Annotated in this window: 23 protein-coding genes; 1 reads left to right on the forward strand and 22 read right to left on the reverse strand. The window is 50.3% G+C overall.

The genetic code is table 11. The annotated features are described in order from the left end of the window. Positions 1-140 precede the first annotated feature (140 nt). The 3 genes from P157_RS0112920 to P157_RS0112930 all read right to left on the reverse strand — a co-directional run bounded on the left by P157_RS0112920 (position 141) and on the right by P157_RS0112930 (position 3,700). Positions 141-497, reverse strand: coding sequence for a hypothetical protein (locus P157_RS0112920; RefSeq protein WP_026761366.1), 357 nt, complete (start codon positions 495-497; stop codon positions 141-143). A 285-nt stretch (positions 498-782) separates the two neighbouring features. Beyond that, positions 783-3,044: an anaerobic ribonucleoside triphosphate reductase gene (locus tag P157_RS0112925; protein WP_026761367.1), complete on the reverse strand. Its 2,262-nt coding sequence runs from the start codon at positions 3,042-3,044 to the stop codon at positions 783-785. A 203-nt stretch (positions 3,045-3,247) separates the two neighbouring features. After that, on the reverse strand, positions 3,248-3,700 hold the full coding sequence (locus tag P157_RS0112930; protein WP_026761368.1) for a MarR family winged helix-turn-helix transcriptional regulator: 453 nt from the start codon (positions 3,698-3,700) through the stop codon (positions 3,248-3,250). Between the two features lie 220 nt (positions 3,701-3,920). On the opposite strand from P157_RS0112930, the gene P157_RS0112935 reads away from it, so the two are divergent. Continuing rightward, positions 3,921-5,765 carry a phosphoethanolamine transferase gene (locus P157_RS0112935; RefSeq protein ID WP_026761369.1) on the forward strand — a complete coding sequence of 615 codons (1,845 nt, stop codon included), beginning with the start codon at positions 3,921-3,923 and terminating at the stop codon, positions 5,763-5,765. Between the two features lie 52 nt (positions 5,766-5,817). On the opposite strand, the gene P157_RS0112940 is transcribed toward P157_RS0112935, so the two are convergent. The 19 genes from P157_RS0112940 to P157_RS0113030 all read right to left on the reverse strand — a co-directional run bounded on the left by P157_RS0112940 (position 5,818) and on the right by P157_RS0113030 (position 23,547). Further along, entirely contained in the window at positions 5,818-6,171 is a 354-nt protein-coding gene (locus P157_RS0112940; protein WP_026761370.1) for a hypothetical protein, read from the reverse strand. A gap of 629 nt (positions 6,172-6,800) precedes the next feature. Then, a complete protein-coding gene (gene secF / locus P157_RS0112945; RefSeq protein ID WP_026761371.1) occupies positions 6,801-7,718 on the reverse strand; it encodes a protein translocase subunit SecF in 918 nt (305 codons plus the stop codon). Further along, entirely contained in the window at positions 7,705-8,946 is a 1,242-nt protein-coding gene (gene secD / locus P157_RS0112950) for a protein translocase subunit SecD (protein WP_037355009.1), read from the reverse strand. The genes secF and secD overlap by 14 nt, the downstream gene beginning before the upstream one ends. 14 nt (positions 8,947-8,960) lie before the next feature. After that, positions 8,961-9,329 (reverse strand): hypothetical protein, encoded by a 369-nt coding sequence (locus P157_RS0112955; RefSeq protein WP_026761373.1) that lies wholly within the window; start codon positions 9,327-9,329, stop codon positions 8,961-8,963. Between the two features lie 27 nt (positions 9,330-9,356). Continuing rightward, complete coding sequence (locus P157_RS0112960) at positions 9,357-10,067, reverse strand: PP2C family protein-serine/threonine phosphatase (protein WP_026761374.1); 711 nt, start codon at positions 10,065-10,067, stop codon at positions 9,357-9,359. A 127-nt stretch (positions 10,068-10,194) separates the two neighbouring features. Then, positions 10,195-10,788 (reverse strand): 5-formyltetrahydrofolate cyclo-ligase, encoded by a 594-nt coding sequence (locus tag P157_RS0112965; RefSeq protein ID WP_026761375.1) that lies wholly within the window; start codon positions 10,786-10,788, stop codon positions 10,195-10,197. 3 nt (positions 10,789-10,791) lie between these two features. Then, positions 10,792-11,079, reverse strand: a complete 288-nt coding sequence (yajC, locus tag P157_RS0112970; RefSeq protein ID WP_026761376.1) for a preprotein translocase subunit YajC — start codon at positions 11,077-11,079, stop codon at positions 10,792-10,794. Positions 11,080-11,103: 24 nt separating this feature from the next. Continuing rightward, positions 11,104-12,219: a tRNA guanosine(34) transglycosylase Tgt gene (gene tgt, locus P157_RS0112975; RefSeq protein WP_026761377.1), complete on the reverse strand. Its 1,116-nt coding sequence runs from the start codon at positions 12,217-12,219 to the stop codon at positions 11,104-11,106. Positions 12,220-12,357: 138 nt separating this feature from the next. Further along, positions 12,358-12,534, reverse strand: a complete 177-nt coding sequence (locus tag P157_RS0112980; RefSeq protein ID WP_037354908.1) for a YjfB family protein — start codon at positions 12,532-12,534, stop codon at positions 12,358-12,360. Positions 12,535-12,646: 112 nt separating this feature from the next. Continuing rightward, positions 12,647-14,287, reverse strand: coding sequence for a DUF4153 domain-containing protein (locus P157_RS15015; RefSeq protein ID WP_051598635.1), 1,641 nt, complete (start codon positions 14,285-14,287; stop codon positions 12,647-12,649). A gap of 210 nt (positions 14,288-14,497) precedes the next feature. After that, the gene (locus P157_RS0112990; RefSeq protein WP_026761379.1) at positions 14,498-15,229 is read right to left on the reverse strand and encodes a 7-carboxy-7-deazaguanine synthase QueE; all 732 of its coding nucleotides are present in this window, start codon (positions 15,227-15,229) and stop codon (positions 14,498-14,500) included. Positions 15,230-15,232: 3 nt separating this feature from the next. Further along, on the reverse strand, positions 15,233-15,610 hold the full coding sequence (queD, locus tag P157_RS0112995; RefSeq protein ID WP_026761380.1) for a 6-carboxytetrahydropterin synthase QueD: 378 nt from the start codon (positions 15,608-15,610) through the stop codon (positions 15,233-15,235). A gap of 162 nt (positions 15,611-15,772) precedes the next feature. Next, positions 15,773-17,203, reverse strand: coding sequence for a 6-phospho-beta-glucosidase (locus tag P157_RS0113000; protein ID WP_026761381.1), 1,431 nt, complete (start codon positions 17,201-17,203; stop codon positions 15,773-15,775). Between the two features lie 30 nt (positions 17,204-17,233). Next, entirely contained in the window at positions 17,234-19,099 is a 1,866-nt protein-coding gene (locus P157_RS0113005; RefSeq protein WP_026761382.1) for a beta-glucoside-specific PTS transporter subunit IIABC, read from the reverse strand. A gap of 171 nt (positions 19,100-19,270) precedes the next feature. Continuing rightward, positions 19,271-20,149: a MurR/RpiR family transcriptional regulator gene (locus P157_RS0113010; protein ID WP_026761383.1), complete on the reverse strand. Its 879-nt coding sequence runs from the start codon at positions 20,147-20,149 to the stop codon at positions 19,271-19,273. Between the two features lie 75 nt (positions 20,150-20,224). Then, positions 20,225-21,460, reverse strand: a complete 1,236-nt coding sequence (locus tag P157_RS0113015) for a glycosyltransferase family 2 protein (protein WP_051598680.1) — start codon at positions 21,458-21,460, stop codon at positions 20,225-20,227. 30 nt (positions 21,461-21,490) lie between these two features. Then, positions 21,491-22,201 carry a CDP-diacylglycerol--serine O-phosphatidyltransferase gene (gene pssA / locus P157_RS0113020; protein ID WP_026761385.1) on the reverse strand — a complete coding sequence of 237 codons (711 nt, stop codon included), beginning with the start codon at positions 22,199-22,201 and terminating at the stop codon, positions 21,491-21,493. Further along, a complete protein-coding gene (locus P157_RS0113025) occupies positions 22,201-22,833 on the reverse strand; it encodes a phosphatidylserine decarboxylase family protein (protein WP_026761386.1) in 633 nt (210 codons plus the stop codon). The genes pssA and P157_RS0113025 overlap by 1 nt, the downstream gene beginning before the upstream one ends. Positions 22,834-22,860: 27 nt before the next feature. Further along, positions 22,861-23,547, reverse strand: coding sequence for a WecB/TagA/CpsF family glycosyltransferase (locus P157_RS0113030; RefSeq protein WP_419185410.1), 687 nt, complete (start codon positions 23,545-23,547; stop codon positions 22,861-22,863). Positions 23,548-23,634 lie beyond the last annotated feature (87 nt).

The following is a 23,634-nucleotide window of genomic DNA, read 5'->3' on the forward strand; positions in this document are numbered from 1 at the left end:
ACCACGAAGAACTTTTTCCCTTCTATTCTTAAAGAAAAAGTTTTCGCTCTGCAGTTCAAGTTAAGACGAAGTTGCAACCATGTTGAGCGCAAAAAAGAGAGCACATCTGCTGATATGCCCTCTGGTTATTTTGTATAGACTTAACCGTTCGAACCGACTCCGGGGAGGTGAGTCATCGGTCGAATGGCAACCTTGTTTCTAGTCATGCCACGTGACCTTGCTTCATCCCGAACACTGGCCGTAAGATCACCAACTCTTTGATTGTAATAGCGCATTTGTGTTTCCCCACAATCAAGATTCCACTGAACCATTTGTCTTGTCACATCACCTTTCGAGTAATCATAAAACTCGTTCTGATTGAGAGTGCGATTATATACAACGTAGTACTTCTTGCCATCTACCCAGATATCCTTACCTCGGCCATAACCATAATCGAAGCTGCCAACTACCTGATCCAGTTCCATATCAACCAGCTTATTCATGAACTTCTTTTCCATTTTATTTTCCTCCTCACATCTTAGCGTGTTGTTATCTTGCTTTCTGTCCTTTATATCCCCGAAAGCAAAAAGTGTGTAGTAGGATAGAAAAAAATTTGAAAAGTACGCAATAAGCCCGCGAGCGTCTTTAGAATATCGATGTAAGCAATGCACGAAAACAGCCCGGTGGCTGACAATGCTTTTCCGTCGCGTTAGGCAAGCCTGTCAAAGCTACGGAAAAGTTTTATCAGCCACCGGGCGTCTTAGCATATAGATGTAAACAAAAACCGAATTCTAAGCCGAATCTTACTTCATGCGCTTAATGGTAAACCGTCCCGTCTCCACTTCCTTGCGATGGCAATGCGGGCACTCATTTTCGATAAGTCCCGTATAGCCGCAAACCGGGTCGCGGTCAACCGGATGGTTGATGGAGAAGTAACCCATATCCGCATCGTGCATGGCGCGAACCAGACGTTCAAAGGCTTTGACATTCTTGGTCGGGTCGCCGTCCATTTCGATATAAGCGATATGGCCAGCGTTTTCCAAAGCATGATACGGCGCTTCAATGCGAATCTTGTCAATAGCCTTAATCGGATAGTAAACCGGCACATGGGAGCTGTTGGTCATATAATCCCTGTCCGTAACCCCCTCAATCACACCATAGACCTTGCGGTTGGAACGCTGGAACTGACCGGCAGTCGATTCTGCCGGGGTTGCGAAACAGGACCAGTTCATATGTTCTTCTTCCGTGTATTTATCCATGCGCTCACGCAGATGGCCGACAATCTTGAGGCCCAGCTCCTGCGCTTCAGCACTTTCACCGTGATGTTTGCCGATAAGAGCCTTGAGGCACTCAGCCAGACCGCAGAAGCCTACGGAATAGGAAGCATGCTTCAGCACATCCTTGATGCTGTCATCGGCACGCAGCTTGTCGCTGTCCATCCAAACACCCTGCCCCATGAGGAACGGGTAGTTGTAGACATGCTTTTCTGCAATGACATTCAAGCGGGCGAGAATATAGTCATGGCTGATTTCGATATATTTATCGTAAAGCTGCCAGAACTTATCCATGTCTCCCTTGGCTTCCAAAGCCAGCTTCGGCAGATTGATGGTGGTGAAGGCAAAGTTACCGCGGCTGCCGGATTCTTCCGGGCCGTTGACATTGCTCATGACACGGGTGCGGCAGCCCATGGTAGCCACCGTGGAGTTGTAATCACCGGGCTTGTAATACTGGAGATTATACGGCGCATCGATGTTCACGAAGTTCGGGAACAGACGCTTGGCGCTGACCTTGCAAGCCTGCTGGAACAAATCGTAATTGGGGTCTTCGGGATTGTAGTTGACCCCGGCTTTCAGCTGGAACACCGAAATCGGGAAAATCGGCGTCTCACCGTTCCCCAGACCAGACCAGATGGCATTCAGCACCTCACGGGTGGCCAGGCGGCCTTCCGGGCTGGTATCCATGCCGTAGTTCAAAGAGCTGAAGGGCACCTGCGCACCGGCACGGCTATGCAGCGTGTTGAAGTTATGAATCATTGCCTCCATGGCCTGATGGGTTTCCTCCACCACATCAGCGCAGGCCAAGCGATAGACATTGCGGGCCAGACGGCCGGACTCATCCGTGGGCAGTTTATAAGTATCTGCCAGCACAGCTTCCAGAGCTTTCTTAATCGCCTGCACAGATTCAGCGGCACGGGCGTCTTCGTTATTTTCCGTATAGCTGCAGGCGCTGAAATCCATAGCCGGCTTAAAGTTTGCTTTAAATTCCTTTTCCGTGCCAAATTCATGGGTATCGAACTGATACATCAACGCCTTGTGTGCTTCGCTGATAACTGCCTTGCGGAAGGACTTGCGCACACCATCAGCCATGGCATAGTCAAAGGCATTGATGGCCTGACCGCCGAACATATCGTTCTGGTTGGACTGAATGGCAATGGCCGCCAAGGAAGCATAGGAGCGGATGGAGTTCGGTTCACGCAGGAAGCCATGGCCCGTGGAGAAACCGCCCTTAAAGAGCTTCAGCAAATCAATCTGGCAGCAGTTAAAGGTAATCAGAGAGAAGTCCTTGTCGTGAATATGAATCCAGTTCTCCTTGTCGGCCTCGCGGAACTCGTCGGTAAGCACATAGTTATCCACGAAATGCTTGGCACCTTCGGCCCCCAACTTCAGCATGATGCCCATGGAAGCATCGGTGTTAATGTTAGCATTATCACGCTTGGAATCCACATCCACTGCATCGGCAAAGAAGATATCCCGATAGGAGGACATGAGGTGCTTCTGGGCAATACGGCGTTCCGTATGTTTCTGGCGGTAGGTGATATACTTCTTGGCAATATCATAGAAGTTGTACTTCATGAGCTCCTGCTCAACAATATCCTGAATTTCCTCTACGCTGACATTCTCGCGATCCTGAATGTCCCACTCCACCTGACTGGTAACTTCATCAATATCCTTGGGGTTCATCTTATGGCCGCCGTCATTATTGGCACCAGCGATGGCATTATAGATTTTCTCCCGGTTGTAAGGTACGGTATGTCCGGAACGCTTCGTAACTGTTTTCAAATTCATAGACTACAGGCACCGCTATCTTGCGGTTCACCCTCACGCCTCCTCTATATGTTGTGGTTAATTTATGTCGTAACGGTATATATTGTAGCAAATAACGGTCTTTTTCGCAATGAAAAAAAATCACAGCCCGGTATAGTTAAGCGCAAAAAAAACGGCAGAACCCGTAAGATTCTGCCGTTATCACAGGTAAATTTTTTTCTCAATTACTGTTTGCTGTTGCTGACTTCTAAAATGCCAATCAGCTTATACAGCAGGCGATAAAGTTCCTGAGCATCCTCCATGGGAAACTCTGCCACTTCATTGGCCATAGCCTGGGGAATCTTGGCAGCAGCCCGCTTGAGCTTACGGCCTTCCTCCGTAATGCAGGCGATAACTACCCGCTCATCCACCGTGGAGCGCTCCCGCTTCAAATATCCCTTGCTTTCCAGCTTCTTTAAGAGCGGGGTAAGCGTGCCCGAATCCAGATGCAGCTTCTTGCCCAAATCCCGTACACTGACCTTGCCCTCTTCCCAAAGGACCATCATCGTAATGTACTGGGTGTAGGTAAGACCTAACGCATCGAGATGAGGACGGTATGCCTTAACGACTTCCCGGGCGCAGGCATACAGGGGGAAACAAACTTGATTCTCCAAACGCAATGAATCTTTTTTGTCCATAAAATCTCCCTCATTTCAAATATTTTATCACACTTTGATTTTAGTATTTTTCCCTCTAAAAGTCAACGATAAAACTATTTTGTAATCTAGTTATCAAATGAATTTATTCTGATATTATTTACTTTTTCGGACATATGTCCTCTTATTGCAAATTGACTACCGCCGCAATTTCGTGTAGAATTGTCGTTGTACTTTCATTATATATAAAGGAAGAATGTTTATGACTATAACCAGTGCACAGCAGGATGCCTTCATCCGCCGACTGGCAGCGGCGGCCAGTTATTTCTGCTGTCTTATCGCTTTTTACATCGACATCGGACAGGACATGGGCGCCAAATACTTTATGCCCATCCTCCTGCCTGTGATTGCCGCTTTGGTGCTGACACAATACGCCACCCGCGTGTCCATCTTCAGCCGGGCGGCACTTCCCAATCTCCTCACGAGCTTAGGCTGGAGCATGACCTTTCCGCTGCTCTATGCCTGGACTTACAACTCGGTCTGGTATCAGTCCAAAATCTGTTTTGACTTCGTGGTGGGTACGGCAGCCTTCGTGCTCCTGATGAGCATCGAAAGTGTACTGACACGGCTAGGTCATGTAAAGATAAGTTCTCTCTTTATGGCGCTCCTGAACTTCGCCTGTCTGGCCATTCCCTTTATCCAGTGGGTTTATTACTGCCTCTTCTGGCACTGCCTGACCCCAGCCTCCTTGATGGCCCTTTACCTGACCAACTACAACGAGAGCATTGACTTCATCCAGTCCAATCTGGGTCTTGTGCCCACCCTTTTGATTTTCACCGGCTTTGCGCTCTTCATCTATCTGGCTTATCGGGCGCATCTGCACTTTGCCCGGCTGACGGAAGATGATGAAGCCAGCGCCCTGCGGCTTTCCACGTTGGGTGTGCTGACCTTCCTCGCCCTTTGGGCACACAGCTACTACATTCCCCAGACTTCCTTTGCCGAACTTTGGGAGGATGTAACCACCTATGTGACCCAGACGCAGGAATACAGTATTGGCCATGATGAGCGCTACGACAGCCTGATTATCGACACGGAAAACACGCTGGCTGCCAAAGCTCCGGGCACGGTCATCCTCATCATCGGTGAGTCTGCTTCCCGGAACTACATGAAGGCTTACACACCGGAGTTCCCCTATGAGAACACGCCCTGGCTTAACGAAAAACTGGCGAACGCTGAATCAGGCTTTATCAATTATCATAACGCCTATTCTTCCTGGTCCCAGACGGTGCCTGTACTGCAGCGTGCCCTGACAGAACAGAGCCAGTACAACGGCAAGGAGTTCTTTGAATCCGCCTCCATCCTCGATGTGGCCAAAAAAGCCGGCTACGAAACCTGGTGGTTCAGCAATCAGGGCCGCTATGGCCAGTACGACAGCGCCATCACCTTGGTGGCCAAAACCGCTGACCACGCCACCTGGACGGACGATTCCTACACCTTTACCGATAAGTATGACGAGGCGCTCCTGCCATATCTGACGCAGATTGACCCGTCCAAGAATAACTTCATCGTCCTGCACATCATGGGCAGCCATATCTACTACAACAACCGCTATCCTGCTGCCTTCGATAAGTTCCAGACCACGGAAGAAGATTCCCGGGCCACTTCGACACCATCTTATGCCAACAGCATCCTCTACACGGATTATGTGGTCAGCCAGGTCTTTGACTACGCGCAGAAACATCTGAATCTGCAGGCCATGGTCTACTTCTCCGACCACGGAGAAAACCTGGAAATCTCCCATAACCCGGATGTGTTCAGCTTCGATATGGTGCGAATTCCCTTCTGGGTTTACATCTCCCCGGGCTATCAGGCAGCCATGCCCCGTCATTCGGCCGCCCTCTATGACCACCAGCATCGTTACTTTACCAACGACATGCTCTACGATACCATCAGTGGTCTCTTAAATGCCCCTTCCAACCGCTACAATCCCGAACAGGACTTTGCCAGCTTCAGCTATAGCTTCAATCGGCAGAACCTGACCACCATGCTCGGTCAGCACAAGCTCACCGAGGACCCGGACGGCAGCCCGGAAGAACCAACCGAATAAACAGCAAAACAACCTTGCCTGCAACAAATGCAGAGCAAGGCTGTTTTGTATGTTATTTACTTTCCGTATGTTTGTCTTTGCCAAACCATAACCAGAATAAGAAGGGGAAAACAATGAATTCCACCAGCACTATGATGGCAAACAGGCCATTGATAAAATCCCAACTCAGGAAAAAAGATTCCTGTCTGGGCTCTGGCGGCAGATGCAGGCGATTCGGCACAAAACCGCTGACAATCTGTGGCTCTTCCTTCGTGCCCGCCGCCGTAGCCACCGGCACCTGCGCGCTGTCCTTATCCGGAACTTCCTCCACGAAGATTCCCGCAAGACAGGTCAGCGTTAACGACAGCACAGCTACAATTAACAATGTCATTATTTTATTGTCCCTGGCCCCCTGCCGACTATCCATTGCTCTTCCTCTCATAATATTTAATCTTTCTTTAATAAAGTTCTTTCTATACTTTACCCTCTTAACCGTCATTTGTCAAATTAGATTGAATCTGTTCGAAGCGCAAGACGGAGGGAAGGGGAGGCAATAACTTTCGCCTGCTTATGCAAGCTTGCCTAACGCGACCGAAAGCCATTGCCTCCCCTTCCCTCCTTGGTTTTGGCACTGCTGCGCAGAGAGACGCACTCATCACATAGTTCATACTAAGCCCGAGATGACTGGTGATGTTTTCCGTAGCTTTTGACAAACCTGTCTATGGCGGAGGAAAATATTACCAGTCAGCTCGGGCGTCTTAACGCATGGATGTAATGTACACAGTAGCCGCGGGGACAGATGATGTTTTTCCGTTGCGTTAGGCAAGCCTGCATAAGCTAAGGAAAAATATTATCTGTCCCCGCGGCGGCATATCATATCGATGTAAGATACGCACAAAGCCCCTCTATACAACTTATCGCCACTATGTAATATACGAAAAAAGCCCGGTGGCTGATAATGCTTTTCCGTCGCGTTAGGCAAGCCTGCATAAGCAGAGGAAAAGTATTATCAGCCACCGGGCGTCTTATCATATCGATGTTAACGAAATAACAATCTTACTTGGCTACAGCCGGATTAGCTGCCGCCTTTTTCTTATCCCCCATCTTACGCAACACAATCCAGAGCGGGCTGGCAATGAAGATGGACGAATAACAGCCGCAGCCGAAACCAACCAGCAGGGCAAAAGCGAAGTCCTTGGTGGTTTCACCGCCGAAGAAGTACAGGGCGAAGGTCGTAAACATTACCGTAAACACCGTGTACAAGGAACGGGTCAGGGTCTGGAACACCGAGGTGTTGACCAGCTGAACCACATCGCCGCCCCGGCGGAAGTGAAGCTTCAGGTTTTCGCGGATGCGGTCGAAGATAACGATGGTATCATTGATGGAGTAACCAACAATGGTTAAGAGCGCCGCAATAAAGGAAGAATCAATCTGACGGCCCGTAAAGGAGAACACCGCCAGCACGATGAGGATATCGTGCACGAGTGCGAGCACGGCCGCTACACCGAAGCGCCATTCAAAGCGATAAGCAACATAGGCAATGATGAGTGCCCAGGAAACCACGAGGGCCATCACCGCATTGGTAATCAGCTCGCCGCCAATCGTCGCACCGACTTTTTCCTCGCGGAGCACATCGTAGTTTGCCACATCGGTCTTGATGGCCGCCATGACTTCCTTGCGCTGTTCCTCTTCCATATCCGTCGTGCGAATCATAACATTTTCTGCTTCCGTCACGCCGGTTTCAGCGCCGGTAAGCTGAATCTGGGAACCTTCCAAGCCGAACTTAGCAAGGCTCGTACGCACTTCAGCAATCGCCACAGGACGTTCAAATTTCAAATCGATAATGGTACCACCAGTGAAGTCGATACCGAAGTTAAAGCCCCGGGTAAACATGCAGATAAGCCCGGCCACAATGATAACTGTGGAAATGGCGAACCAAATCTTGGAACGCCCGGCAATATCAAGCTTGTTCATGCTTTAAGTCCTCCTTTTTCCACAGCATATAACCGTTGGCACCATAGGCACCGGGATTCTCCGAAATCTTGGAATTAATCATGAGTTTCAGGAGATACTGCGAAAGCGTGATGGCCGTCAGCATGGACAGCATTGTACCAAGTCCCAAAGTGATGGCAAAACCGCGAATCGTACCGGTTCCGAGGAAGAACAGTACGCCAGCGGCGATAATCGTCGTGATATTGGAGTCAAAGATGGTCGTGAACGCACGCTTGAAGCCTGCATCCATGGACAGGCGCAGGGTCTTGCCCTGAATCTGGTATTCTTCTTTGAAGTGCTCGAAAATCAGCACGTTGGCATCAACGGCCATACCGATGGACAGGATGATACCAGCCACACCCGGCAGGGTCAGCGTTGCATCCAGGAGATACAGGAGCGCCAGCAGAACTACCGTGTAAGCCATCAATGCCACGTCAGCGATAAAGCCGGACAGGCGGTAGAACAACAGCATGAAGATGAGTACCGCGCCAATACCAACAGCAAAGGCAAATACGGATTTATCCTTGGAGTCCTGACCAAGGGTCGGTCCTACCGTACGGGTTTCGATGATGTTGACCTTTACAGGCAGCGCACCACTGCGGAGCACGACAGCGAGGTTCTGTGCTTCTTCGAGCGTCTTCTGGCCCGTGATTTCGGCACGGCCGCCTAAGATAGGTTCGCGCACATTCGGAGCCGTCAGCACTTCACCATCGAGCAGGATGGCAATCGTGCGGCCCACGTTTTTCGTCGTGAGGTCAGCGAACTTCTTGGCACCTTCATCGGAAAATTCCAGATTAACGACATTCTGGCCGCTCTGCTGATTCGTAGCAGCCTGCGCATCCTTCAAATCCGTACCGGTGAGCACGGTATTGCCTTCTTCGTCCTTAAATTCCAGCATAGCCGTCTTACCGATGGTCTTAATGGCTGCATCCGGGTCTTTTACACCCGGCAGTTCAATGATGACGCGGCGGGCACCTTCACGCTGAATAATCGGCTCGGTGAGGCCCAGCGAGTTTACGCGCTTTTCCATAATCGTGACTACACGATTCATCGCATCATCATTTACCTGTGCAATATCTGTGTCCTCAGCTTCGAGTACCACATGGGTACCGCCCTGCAAATCCAGGCCCTGACGAATGGAGAAAGCCAATGGCTTTACAAAGGCCAGGAAGATGCCGATAATGGCGACAACACAGACAATAAGTTTCATGAGATTATTCTTTCTCAAGAGTTTTCATCCCCTTTTGTCTTTCGTTTTCTATATTCTTTGACGAAATTGATGACCTTGTCCCGCACCTCGGCAGCATTGTATTTATCGGTCTGAATGTAGAGGTCAGCATGGGCTCTGGCATCGGCCAGCCGCTTATGCTGCACCTCCAGCCTGCTTTCGTCCCAATAAACCACACGCCGCTTATGGATGGCCGGCATTGTCGCATCAATCATCACCAAAATATCTGGATGGCGCTTCGCCCAAAAATCATGAATCCCGGAATGTTCCTGCGCCACATTATAAGCATCAAAGCCAGCCGCCTTTAACCCGGCAACCAGCGTCGTCTTTCCCGAAGCACAAACTCCCACAACCGCAATCTTCAAGACAATCACTCCTATCCAGTTAAAAAATTAATAAGGATATGTTACCTCAAGCTGCTCAATCTTAGGGCTCGATGGCGAACCATCCGTAATCCCCATGACTAGCACCGTCATATCATCCGACGCCTTTTCGGCATCGAGTTCCAACGCATAATCCATAATGCTCTTGGCGATAAAGGCCACATCCTCGGCTTCATTCTTGCGAACGATTTCCATGATTTTCTCAAAATCAGCCGGATGGCCCAGGCGCTTTTTGCCGGCATGGGCAATGCCGTCCGTATAGGACACAATCAGCATCCCCGCCGTCAACGGCACCTCGTACATCAAGGGCTTCATATGACGGTTGACGCCGATAGGCTCGACATTTTCATCATACACCGTTTCATACTCTGACGTCTTGATGATGACCGGGCAATTGGAATTGCGGCTGATAACCGCCGTTTCCGTATCGAGGTCAGCGCTTACCACCGTCAGCGTGCAGGATACTTTCTTGTCTTTCATGGCATAGAGATAATCATGCACCGCCCGGGCCACAGCCCCATCACGGGCACCGTCGGAAATCAGCTGCGTGGCCTTATTCACCACCCAGCTGCTGGTATGATGAGCAGCCAGCCCATTTCCCTGCCCATCGGCAATGATGGCTGAAATCCCCCCATGGGGACGCTCCACAATATCGCAGGTATCGCCACAGACTTCCGTCGCATACTTAGAAGTCTTGGCCATGCCAATTTTTACTTCCACTTCATGCACTCTCCCCTCGGCGCCCATGGACGGGCGCTCGCGGACGTAAATCACGTGATGTGATTTCAGTCCGCAGTTTTCTTTTGGTACTTTTCTTTGCGCCAAAGAAAAGTACATAGAAACTCACTTACAATAAGCAGTTATAAATTCCCTGCTCCGTAATAATCTTATGCACCAGCTCGTCATGCTCTTCCATGGGAATATTCGCCACCAGCTGACACGAATAGGCAAGGGCAATCCGTTTTGCCTTGACGGCCTTCGCCATAAACGCATCATAGAAGCCTGCCCCCATGCCGAGCCGTTCACCCCGGGTATCAAAGGCTACCCCGGGCACGACAATCATATCGAGTTCCTCAGGAGCAACCACCTGACTCTTAGCCGGGTCCGGCGTCAGGATGCCATACTCCCCTTCCACCAGACTATCTAAGTCCGGCAAGGTCACAGCCTCCATCTGCCCCTTGCTGATTACTCTGGGCATAGTCACCGTAACCCCCATATCCAGCCAGCGCTGAATCAGTGGACGAATCTGCACTTCATCGCCCATGGAGGCATAACACATGACGACCTTCGGCTCCTTGAAATCCGGCAATGCACAGAACACATCAATCATGCGCTGGCTGGCCTTTTGACGGTACGGCTCTTTCAGTTCCCGCCGAACCGCCAAAATCTTTGCACGCAAAGCCTTTTTCTCAGCCAGCAGTTCCTTTTTATCCGTATCCATAACTTAGGCCTGCTTATCCTGGGTAATGTTGGCATTGATGGAAGCCCGGGAAACCTCAATCACCGTGTTTTCGGCAATTTTCAACTTGATTACCTTATCGTCAATGCCCGCAATCGTACCGTAGATACCACCGATGGTCATAACCTTGTTGCCCTTTTCCAATGTATCGAGCATGCTCATGCGGCGTTTCTGCGCCGCTTTCTGCGGACGATACAGAAGGAAATAGAAAATCGCAATCATCACAAAGATTGGGCCCCAAGTGCCCAAAGCTGTCATGGTTTCCGGAGTCATAATAAGCACCTCTTCTTTAATTTATCAGCGTTTGTAGTTGGCCAAAAATTCACTGCGGAACTGCGTAAACTTACCGTCAATAATCGACTGACGCATTCTGCGCACAAATTCTTCGAGGAAGTAGAGATTGTGCAGCGACAGCAGGCGCAGGCCGAAGATTTCCCCAGCGCGCACCAGATGGCGGATATAAGCACGGGTATAACCGTTGCGGCAGGCGTAACAGCCACAGCCCTCCTCAATCACATGATGGTCATGGGTGAGGTTGGCATTTTTCATCACCAGTCTGCCCGTCCAGGTCATGGCCATGCCATTGCGGGCCACGCGGGTCGGATATACGCAGTCGAACATATCAATGCCGCGCATTACGCCTTCCACAAGATGGTCAGGCGTGCCCACGCCCATCAGATAGCGGGGCTTGTTCTCCGGCAGCAGGGACGTGGAATATTCCAGCATCTCATACATGAGTTCCGGCGGTTCACCTACAGACAGGCCGCCCACGGCGTAGCCGGGGAAGTCCATCTCCACCATCTCTTTGGCATGCCATTTGCGCAAATCCTTGTACATGCCGCCCTGCACGATGCCGAACAGGCCCTGATTGGGCGCCGTCATGGTATCCTTGCAGCGCTGTGCCCAACGCAGCGTGCGCTCCGTGGACTGCTTGGCATAGTCATGGTCAGCAGGATAAGGCACACATTCGTCAAAGGCCATGACGATATCCGAACCTAAGCACATCTGCACCTGCATAGAAACTTCCGGCGACAGGAACTTCTTTGAACCGTCAATATGCGAACGGAAGGTCACGCCTTCTTCGGTGATTTTGCGCAAATCGCCCAGCGAGAAAACCTGGAACCCGCCGCTGTCGGTGAGAATCGCCCCATCCCAGTGCATGAATTTATGCAGGCCGCCAGCTTCCTTGACGAGCTCCATGCCCGGACGCAGGAACAAATGATAGGTGTTCGAGAGGATTATCCCCGCACCCAAATCCTTCAACTCTTCCGGCGAAACGCCCTTGACCGAAGCCTGCGTGCCCACAGGCATAAAAATCGGCGTTGGGAAACTGCCATGGGGTGTATGGATAATACCGGCACGAGCACCTGTTGCCTCGTCCTTTTTCACTAATTCATAAGTAATTGCAGCCAAATAAAAACCTCCTAAATTTCAGCTGTCCAAGTGGTCTGATGATAGACCACTACCAACCATAAATGATACCACAAAACAAGCCGAAACACAAAAGAAAACTGCCGTATCACAGCGAAAGCCTGATACAGCAGTTTTCTTTTAAGCCTGAATATCCACCATCGTGCCCAGATTCGGGTCAACGGCCAGTTCCTCCAGCATTTCCTCTGCAGCAACTTCCGTGGTATCCATGGCCATTTTCAGAACCGCCATGCCCATATCCTGCATGGCCTGCCCTTGATGCATGTTCACCGACATTGCGGCGATACTCATATCCATAGCCACACCTCCTCAGCTAACTGAAGCAGCACATCCTTGTGCTATTCTATATATCGAACGATTTGCGGACAAGTTAAGCCCCAAATTCATCAATCAGCGGATAAATCCCGCATCACTTCTGCAGTAAATATCCCCTCCCGCTTATGAGCAGCTCTTTGCTTCCTTCGGGCCTCCGAACCGTAATCTCCGTGAAATACAGGCGGGACTTATCTTCGAGCAGGTATTCATCATCGAGAACGACATTCTGCGTTCCCGCATCATTTTTATGCGCGGCCATAAGCCCCTTCACATAATCGTGGATATCCACCACTTGCTTATTTCCATCTTCCAGCTGTATCACGGCCACTCCCCGCTTGACGGTAAAGGAATAAACCATTCGGAAACCGGCAACGGGAATTCCCTTTTGCCGTGGCTTAAAGACCACTTTAGTCTGCTCCGTTCGCTTTTTTGTCTTGCCATTCGTTGGCTTGGCATTAATGTAGTAATCCCTCCAATTTATTTCATCGACCTGCCGGCAAAAGTCCTCCCTGCGCTCGCTGTCCAGATTGGATTCACAGATATACTCCACACAACTCCTTATAGCCGGCGTGCGTTCTGCAGAAATCGGATGGCTCATCACAATCCTGCCATCTTCATACAAACCTTCCTGCTCCAGCAGCGCGATTAAACGTGCCTGCTGATTATGCAGGGGCACCCGCATGACGTTAAGCGGAGTAATCGAAAAGACCAACAGCAAAACAGCCCCCAACAGAAAAAGCGGACGCATCCCCTGCCGCAGGAAGCGAAAGGCGAGCATCAGAATACCGCAGGCCGTACAAATCATGGAAGCATAACGCAGGGAGGTAAGGCCGTAGGCTTCGTACCGAATCCAGATGCCACAGAACTGGACAACGAGGATGGGCAGGAAGAAAATCAGACCCCAACGCATGAACTTTTCATACCAGCCCTTCTGAATATCATTCCAGAAGAAGTAGAAAAATCCATACCCGAGCATGGCCAGGGAAGCATACCAATTCATTTCCCCAATGGGCATGGCCTGTAGGATGATGATTTTACCAATGTACAGATAGAGAATCAGCAGCAAAAATACATAACAGGGAAATACCAGCCCTATGACCGAATTGCCCACGACTGGCTCTGCTGCCGACACTTCCTCATTTATCTCTGGTAACAGACACAGCAGCACATTGACCGCACAGGCAAAAGGCAACACGCCTAGCAGAAATAAGCTTGCCTCCATGGGAACAGGCAGCAGCAATGCCCGCACCGCCGCCAAACAAATCCCCAAAAGCAGGGAAATCATTCCGCCCAGAACACCAGCTGTTAGGAAAGCATTCGCAACGCACCGCAGCTGCGCACTCTGCCATTCCTTTTCCTTTGGCAGAAGCAGATAAAGAATCAGGCAAAGCCAAAAGCCGGGAATGACAAAAAGGAACATCACCTGTTCTATCTCCGGCAAAAATTTCGTGCCAGCTTCCTGTATAATGCCCCAGAACAGTAGCGCACACCAGATTTTCCAGCGGTATTTTCCCGCCGGCCAGTCGCCCTTGCGTTCACGCCAAAGCTCCACTGCCACAGCCACCAGAATCAGCGACAACAGCCGAATCGTCCAGATAATCCAGTCCTTATCGATATCTTCCAGATTGACCTCTAGCAAGAATATGCCTTGATAGACAAGATGTACAAGATTCAGCAGAGCCGCCTCGGGAAACCGCGCCCAGAGCATTCTAAGCCGGCGTGTCATAATCTCCATGAAATTTTCTCTTAGGTATTGAAAACGAAAGGCTGATTTTTTCCACATTTAAGTATCACCACTTCTTCATTTTTCTCTGACAACTCACTGAAGAATAGGATACCCTATTATCATTATATTTCCATTAAAATCAGTCTTTTAGCAAAAAATACACGGCAAGGCTCTGCGAAAATATCCGTAAAGCCTTGCCGTGTAAGTATTTATGCGTTTTTATATCTGCCCAATCATCTTATGCGTCTGCGGAATTACGCGCACATCCTTGAGTTTGGTCAGCGCGTAATTCTGGCAGATAAGGATTTTTTCCGGGCTGGCCGCCTGACAGCCGCCGTAAGGCGTGACCGGCTGGATGATAAAGAGTGTTTCCGGTGCCGTCTCTGCCACCAAATCAATGGCCTTGCGGAATTCTTCTTCCGTGGTTTCGTCGGCTACCACCAATTTGATATAAAGGTCTTTGGGCTTGGCCGTTTCGATAAACTTCCTGTGCGCCTCCCACTGGGGCTGGCTCACGATGCTTGGCAGCTTGATATCCATGCTGATAATATCGGTGATGTCTATGATGCTCTCCAGTTGTTTGTACAGCGTGCCATTGGTTTCCAAAAAGACAGGCACTTCTACTTCCCTAGCCACTTCGCGGATAAAGTCTGCATGCAAGAGCGGCTCACCACCGGTAAAGCTCACAGCCTGATGAGGTACTTCCTTGCAAAGGCGGTTGATTTCCATAGCCACCTGCTCCGCCGAACGCGGATTGGGGAGCTTGGCAAACTCGCGGCTGCCCGCATAGGTTTCCACTTCGCACTGCGGATGACTGCCCGGCGCGTTTTCCGTGTCACAATAACTGCAATCGAGATTGCATCCCTCAAGACGCACAAACACCTGACGGCAACCCACATACTTGCCTTCTCCCTGAATGGAGGAAAAAATTTCAATCAGATTTTCTTTCATGGCTCAATCCTCGGTATAGGTCACGCTGGATTTCGGCGATTCAAAAACCGTGATGGCAGAGAGCTTGCTGTCCCGCTGGAAGATTTCATGACCGGAGAGTTCCTCAAAGATAATGCGGGCAAGATTCTCTGCCGTGGGATTCACACCGTTCTTGAAGGGTTCCAGCTCATTGAGATAACGGTGGTCAAAATGCTCCAACGTGTCCTTTAAGGTCTGCTTGATGATTTTGAAGTCCACCAACATGCCCAGTTCGTCCAGTTCCTTGCCTTTGACGACAGCTTCCACTACCCAGTTATGGCCATGCAGACGGGCACATTTGCCGGGATAACCATTTACATGATGGGCCGCCTCGAAAGCGCCCTCTACTTTTAACGTATACATATATATCAAACTCCTTACCTACATATAAAGTACACATGATTATACCACCTAAATATTGCTATTTCAACATTGACAATGTCAAAAGCCGCCAAATTGACATGTCAATCTGACTTGTCAATTTGGCGGCTCCCGTTCTTTTATTCCGATATGTTATTTTTCTAGTTAGAGTTTTTCGCCGTTGCTGGCAATGACATCTTTGTACCAGAAGAAGGATTTTTTCTTCTCGCGGCGCAGAGTGCCTTCGCCTTTGTTGTTTTTATCTACATAGATAAAGCCATAGCGTTTTTCCATTTCACCGGTACCGGCAGACACGAGGTCAATGGGGCCCCAGGTCAGATAGCCCAGGAGGTCAACACCGTCTTCCTCCACAGCTTTCTTCACTTCGCTGATATGCGCACGGAAGTAAGCAATGCGGGCATCGTCGTGAATCATGCCGTCTTCTTGTTTGTCCGCTTCAGTTTCATGAAGGCCAATGCCGTTTTCGACAATCATCATGGGCAGCTCATAGCGTTCCTGCACGAGATTCAATGCGTAGCGCAGACCAACGGGGTCGATTTTCCAACCCCAGTCGGATTTTTCCACATAGGGATTGTCAAGACCGTTGCTGAATTCGTCGCCATCCTCGTTTTTCTTGACGGAGCTTACGACGACTGTCTGATAGTAGCTGAAGGCGAAGTAATCCACCTTGCCCTGGTCCAGCACTTCCAAATCGTTATCTTCCATCTGAATCTTGTAGCCTTTGTTTTCCCATTCTTTGAGGACGTACGTCGGATAATGGCCACGGCACTGCACATCGGAGAAGAACCAGGTCTTGTCCATTTCCTTCATGGCGGTGATGGCATCATTAGGACGGCAGCTTTCCGTGTAGACAGGGCCGATATTCAGCATGCAGCCAATCTGGAATTTGGGATTGATTTTATGGCCGGCGATTACGGCTTTGGCCGAAGCGACGAATTCATTGTGGGCTACCTGATAGAGAACCAGCTTTCTGTCCTCGCCTTCTTTGTAAGTAAAGCCGGAGTTGGTCACGGCAAAGAAGGGAACATCCGTGTTGCGCTGATTGTTGATTTCGTTGAAGGTCATCCAATATTTGACCTTGTCTTTATAACGCTCAAAACAGGTGGTGGCAAATTTTACGAAGAAGTCCACGACCTTGCGGTTGCGGAAGCCACCGTATTCCGTCACGAGATGATAAGGCAGCTCGAAGTGGCACAGCGTTACCACAGGTTCGATGCCCAAGCAGCGCATTTCATCAAAGAGGTCATCGTAGAATTTGAGTCCTTCCTCGTTGGGTTCCGCCTCGTCCCCCTTGGGGAAGATACGCGTCCAGGCAATGCTGGTACGGAAGGCTTTGAAGCCCATTTCCGCCATGAGCGCCAAATCTTCTTTATAATGATGGTAAAAGTCGATGGCATCATGATTGGGATAGATTTTGCCTTCCAGTACACCATCGGTGATTTCACGGGGCTTGCCGTAACCGCCGACGGTCATGACGTCAGCTACACTCACGCCTTTGCCGCCTTCTTGCCAGGCGCCCTCTAACTGATGGGCAGCAACAGCACCGCCCCATAAGAATCCATTGGAAAATGACATGATAAACCTCCTGAGATATGTAAAAACTTTTTAAGCGGGAATGATATCCAGCACTTTGTCACCGGAAAGGTGATTGCCTGTGCTCGGAATAAAATCTACGTAATTATCTGCGTTAGTAATGACCATCGGTGTTGTAACCGAAAGGCCTTTTTCCTCAATGAAGTCGATATCGAACTCGATGAGCAAATCGCCTTTCTTTACCGAATCGCCGCCCTGAACATATGCCTTGAAACCTTGGCCATTCAGCTTTACGGTATCCAGACCGACATGGATGAGCAGTTCCGCGCCATTTTCACTCTTAAGGCCGATTGCGTGCAAGGTTTCAAAGAGCATCATGACCTGCCCATCACAGGGAGCATAGACTTTGCCTTCGGTGGGTTCAATGACCACACCTTTGCCCATGGCACCACTGGCAAAAGCCAAATCCTTGCAAGCAGACAGCGGCTTTACTTCGCCCTTGATGGGGCTGGCCAGCTCGAACGGCAGAGCGGGCAGGGCTTCTTTTTCTTCCAGAACAGGTTCCTCCACCTTTTCCTCGAAGCCAACAAGCTGTACCAGGACAAAGGCACCAACGAGCGCGATGGCCGTACCAATAGCAGCACCAGTCAGGGAAGTAGGATTTGCAGCGTTATAGGCATTGGGCACGGTGAGCAGACCAGCCAAACCGGCAAAAGCATAGTAAAGTGTGCCAAAGAAGGAAGCTGCCAGGGAACCTGCTGCCGAAGCAATGCAGGCACAGATAAAGGGCTTTTTGAGCGGCAAGGTGATACCGTAGATGGTGGGTTCCGTGATACCAAAGAGTCCCGTAAGACCGGCGGACATGGCCACGCCTTTGGTCTTTTTGCTCTTGCTCTTGAACCAGACGCCGAAGACCGCACCAACCTGTGCGCAAACGGCAATACCGCAGAAAGCCTGCAAGGTAGAGAAACCAACCTGTTCAAATTCCGTCAGGAAGATGGGCACGAAAGTCCAATGTACACCGAAGATGACGAATACCTGCCAGAATGCACCGAAGACCATAGCACAGAGCCAGGGCAAATGCGTGTAGAACGCCTGAAAGGCCGTAGACAGGCCATGGGCAACACCGGAGGTAATCGGGCCGACAACCAATAACGTAGCCGGTACCATAATCAGGTAGCTGCAAAGCGGCACGAAGATGGGCTGCAATACTTCGGGCATGTGACGTTTGAAGAAACGTTCCACATAGACCAATAATGCCAGAACGATAATCGGCGGCAGTACCGTGGATGTGTAAGTGGTTTCTGCCAGCGGCAGCATCATGAAGGTAAGCGGTTCACCGGCGGCAATGCGTCCGGCAATTTCTCCCCAGGAGGGATTCACCAGCGCACAGCAGCACAGTACAGCGAGCAGCGTATCCACCTTGAAATACTTGGAACCAGCCAGAGCGATGAGTACCGGCAGATAAGTGAACGGTGTCCATGACATATACGTCAGCACCTGAAAGGTCGTATTGTCCACCACATCAGGATAAAGGGCCGTGGCGATGATTAACGCACCCTGCAGCAGACCGCAGGCTGCCAGCACATAGACGATTGGCGATACACACCCGGAAATCGCACCGATAACAGCAGCCGCAATGCCTTTCGAGGCTTTCGAGCCGTCCTCGCTGTTTTCGAGGTGTAGCATTTCTGCCGCTACCTTGTAAACATCGGTGACGTGGGTGCCGATTACCACCTGGAACTGACCACCGCTTTCCACAACGGTGATGACTCCGGCCATGGCACTGACCTTTTCCTTGGCGTCGGCAGTTGTTTCTTTCAACACGAGCCGTAAGCGCGTTGCGCAATGAGCAGCTTCCGAGATATTATCCTTGCCGCCTACGGCAGCGATGATATCGCCCGCCAGCTTTTCATAGTCTCTGACTTTTGAGGACATATACCGATCTTCCTTTCATTTCACAAATAAAAATTATCAATCCGTCTTACATGTGACAATATAACACAGCTATATAACGTGTTTCAATCGGTTTGGTCGCTTTCGGGACGCTGTTTACAAAAAAATAGAGCCTCGCGGCTCTGTCTGAAACAGTGTTTACAATTATTGGCGTTACCATAAACGGTCATTATCATCAAAGTGGCCCATGCCATCATCGAGACGATTGGTGAATGTTTCGATATCATCATAATCCTGTGCCAGCAGCAGACCGAACAGCACATCCTGATAATAGCGCACCCCTACGGAAAAAATCATGCCGCCCATGTCCATATAGTCAAGGTCAAGCGTGTTGGCAACATAGAGAAACTCGTCCGCATATTTCGCTAACGGCGTTTTTTCCGAGGTGGAAAAGAGGACGATTTTCGTGCCCTGCTGTTTCAAAAGCTGTGCCGTCCGCAGCAGGCGTTTGTTCATACCTGTACGGCTGATGATAACGGCCAGATGCGTAGAATCCGAAAGCATGGCCTGTGCCAGCTGTGAGGTCATGGAACTGTTGGCTACGGCCACGCATTTTACCTGCAGCATATTAAAGACCATGCTCTGCGCCAGATGATAGTTCTGGTCGTAGGCATAGATATCAATGCTGGCGGCTTTACGCATCATTTTTGCCACGCGCACCACCTGCGCTATGTCCATTTCGTTTTTGGTCTCCTCGATGGCCTCAATCTCCAACGCGGCCATCTTCTGTATAATACCCTCCGGATTATCCACGGAGGTAATCGGACGTTTGATTTTTATTTCCTCACAAGGCGCTGCTTTTTCCGTGCGGTTGAATTCGCTGATGAAACGCAGCTTGAATTCGTTGTAGCCCTTGAGCCCCAGTTTTTGGCACAGTCGAAAGATACCTGCCGGACTACTGTAGGTTCTCTGCGCCAAATCCCGGATGGAAAGGTTCGCCAGTTCCCGTTTATGGCTCAGGATGTAATTGATCATGTTCTGCTCGGAGGGCGAAAAGCGCTCCTGCTCTTGCATTTTTTTAATTAAACGCATAACTACCTCTCCTTGCGTCCCTCTATAGCATTATTATAACACAAAAGCCCTCCCATTAAGGGAAGGCTTGCTGATTTACTTCAAAATGTCTTTCGTATTCTTCACGTTGCCCACGATATCATCCATGCTCATGGCGCGAGTGTGCTTCGTATGGCTCCACTCGTGTTCATTGCGGTGGATAAAGCCCAGGAAGATAATGGGAATCCACGAGTAGATGAACACGGGATAGAGCAGCATGTAGAGCCAGGATTTCCATTTTGCCCGAATCTTTATGAGGATAATCATGGGCAGAATGTACTGACCGAGCATGATGGCGGTCATGAGCTGCGACGGCATGAAGTTATAGATGTTCGTGTAGAACGGCGGGAACGCCAGCTGAATATAGCTGATGATGATGAAGATGGTGGAAATCATCAGGAAATGCGGCTGCATGAGGTAAATGCATTCGTCCCACATGCGGATGTCCTTGTTTTTCCAACCAGCTTTGAGCATCTTCGGAATGAAGCGGTTGCCCACATCAAACTGCCCCTGCGCCCAACGGCGGCGCTGATTCCAGGACTGCTTGAAAGTCAGCGGCTTTTCATCATAGATGATGGCGTCATGCGCCCAACTGGTCTTGATCCCTTCGGCCATGCACTTCATGGTAAATTCCATATCCTCGGTCAGGCAGGTTGCCTGCCAGCCATGGCGCTTGAGGATTTCCATGTCAAAGCACATGCCCGTGCCGCCCAGGCAGGCGGACAGGCCGATATTGGACTTGGCCAGATGGGAAATGTGGCAGATAACCCAGAACGCAATGGCAAAGGTTCCAGCCACCCAGGTATCGTAAGGGTTCTTGGCATCCATATAGCACTGGATAACCTTATCGCCCTTGCAGAGGCGGTTGTTCATTTCCATCAGGAACTGCGGATGTACGAGGTTGTCGGCGTCGAACACGCAGACGGCATCGTATTCCTTGTCCATCTTGAACAGGCGGTCAAACATCCAGTCGAGTGCGTAACCCTTGCTCTTTTTCGTCGGGTGCGTGCGCTCATGGACGATGGCGCCAGCTGCCGCGGCCACTTCGGCCGTATTATCCTCACAGTTGTCGGCAACCACATGGATATCGTACATATCCTTCGGATAGTTCAGGTGGCCCAGATTCTCTACCAGCTGACCGATAACCGCCGACTCATTATGCGCGGCCACCACGAGCGCAAACGTCTTTTTCGGAGTCTTAATCTTCTTCTCTTTCCGCCGCCACATGCCGCAGAAACCAATGATGAAGAAATACAAGGTAAAGAGGAAAATCATTATCTGCATCGGCACCATGATGATGTCAAATGGATGTGTCAAAAATCATCAGCCTTCCTTTGCAAACAGTGCAATAATTGTATTGAGTATACCGGCTGCGCCATAGGTGCAGAATACTGCCACCGCCAGCGCCGGCAGCAAAGCCTCATGGCCCAGCCACAAAATACCGGCAAACATCACAAACGCAAAAATCTTCGTAACAAGGTAAATGGGTTCTGCCCCATCCCCCTTGAAATTAGGGTAATGCACATGGCTCACCATCAGATAACCTACAATGGCCATGATGATGGGATAAGTGATGCCAAAGCCCAGCGGGTCAATGCCCAAGCTCACAAAGAGCAGGGTGGTCATCGCCACGATATTGCCGCCGGCAGGAATTGCCAACCCCATGAAATAGCCATGCACGACATCCGCATTGACATTAAAGCGGGCCAGACGCCACATGCCGCACACGGCAAAGATAATCACCACAGCCATGCCCAAAAGGCCATGATGCTGCAACACGAATACCCATGCCAAAAATGCCGGCGCAATGCCAAAGGAGCCCAGGTCACAGAGCGAATCCATTTCCTTGCCCATTTCGCTGGACACGCCAAAGAAACGCGCCGTGCGGCCATCAAGGCCATCGGCCACGAGCGCCAGCAAAATGAAAATCGAGCCCCAAATCAAATCACCATGATAGGTCGAAAGTATGGAGCACATACCAAACACGAGGTTCATGGACGTGCATAAATTCGGTAGAAAACGTCTGTAATCCATCAGTCTTTTATCCTCCCCAAAACGGTCAAGCCGCCAGAAACCTTCTGCCCCTTGGTCACGGCGATTTCTACATTTTTCGGCATTACCACTTCCAGGCAGGAACCGAATTTAATCATACCGTAAAGCTCGCCCTGCTTCATTTCATCATCCAAAGTCACATAGGACACGATGCGGCGAGCTAAGATGCCGGCAATCTGTTTTACACTGATACGAATGCGTTCATTTTCGATGCCGAGCACATGGTGCTCGTTCTCAAAGCCCACTGTATCTTTATAAGCGGGACGGAAACGGCCGCAGAAATACTTCTGCAGCTTGATTTTGCCCCGAATCGGACTGCGGTTCACATGCACGTTGAATACGGACATAAAGATAACGACCTTGTTGCAAGGCTCTTTTACAAATTCGTCCGTTTCCATCGGCACGATATCCGTCACGGTACCGTCAGCCGGCGAAAGAATCACATCTTCGTCAAGCGCAATTTCCCGCTTGGGATTGCGGAAGAAATAACAAAAATAAAACATCAGTACAATGGGGATTACCGCCGCATAGGGGCTAATGGAAAAGCCCACGAGAAGCGCCAGCAAAAAGCAGGCACCAATAAAGGGGTAACCCTCAGAAATAATAGGGGTCAAGCTTCCACCTCCTTATATTCTTAAATATTACGCGCGATTTGACTTATAGCCATGCACTTTCAACACAAATTTCGGCAGAGCCATCAGACGGCCTGCACGTTTCGGCTGCAAAAGACCGCGGAACAGCCATTCGAGCTTGGCCTTCTGCATCCAATACGGGGCGCGTTTCATGACACCGGCCATAACATCCAGCGTACCACCTACACCAATAGCCACCGGTACACCCAGTTCCTTTAAGTGCGCATTAAGCCACTTTTCCTGCTTGGGTACGCCAAGGGCGGCGAGCAGCAAGTCCGGCTGTGCGGCCTTGATTTCTTCAATGATGGCAGGTTCATCCTCGGGCTTGAAGTAGCCATCACGCGTACCTACGATTTCAATGCCGGGATAAAGTTCCTCTGCCTTGGCTTTAGCCTTCTCTGCCACGCCGGGAGCCGAACCGAAGAAGAATACCTTCTGCTTCTTGCTCGGAGCAATGCGCATGAGTTCCTGCGCCAGGTCAAAGCCCGCTACACGCTCCGGCATTTCATAACCTAAGTGATGGGCAGCCCAAACCGTACCAGCCCCATCCGGCACGACCAAGGCGGCATCATTTAAGATATTTTTCAATTCCTCATCATGCGTTGCCCGCATAATCATCTCTGCATTGGCAGTGGCAATCAGGACATTTTTCCGTTCGTCCATATAACCTTCCACCTGTGCAACTGCCTGAGCCATGGTGACAGAATCCACCTTAACGCCCAGTATATCAATCTTTTCGGCCACGCCGCTACCTCCCCAATTTGCATCTAAACACTCATTAGA

It is taken from the genome of Selenomonas ruminantium AC2024, from assembly GCF_000687995.1.
GTDB lineage: Bacteria > Bacillota > Negativicutes > Selenomonadales > Selenomonadaceae > Selenomonas_A > Selenomonas_A ruminantium_B.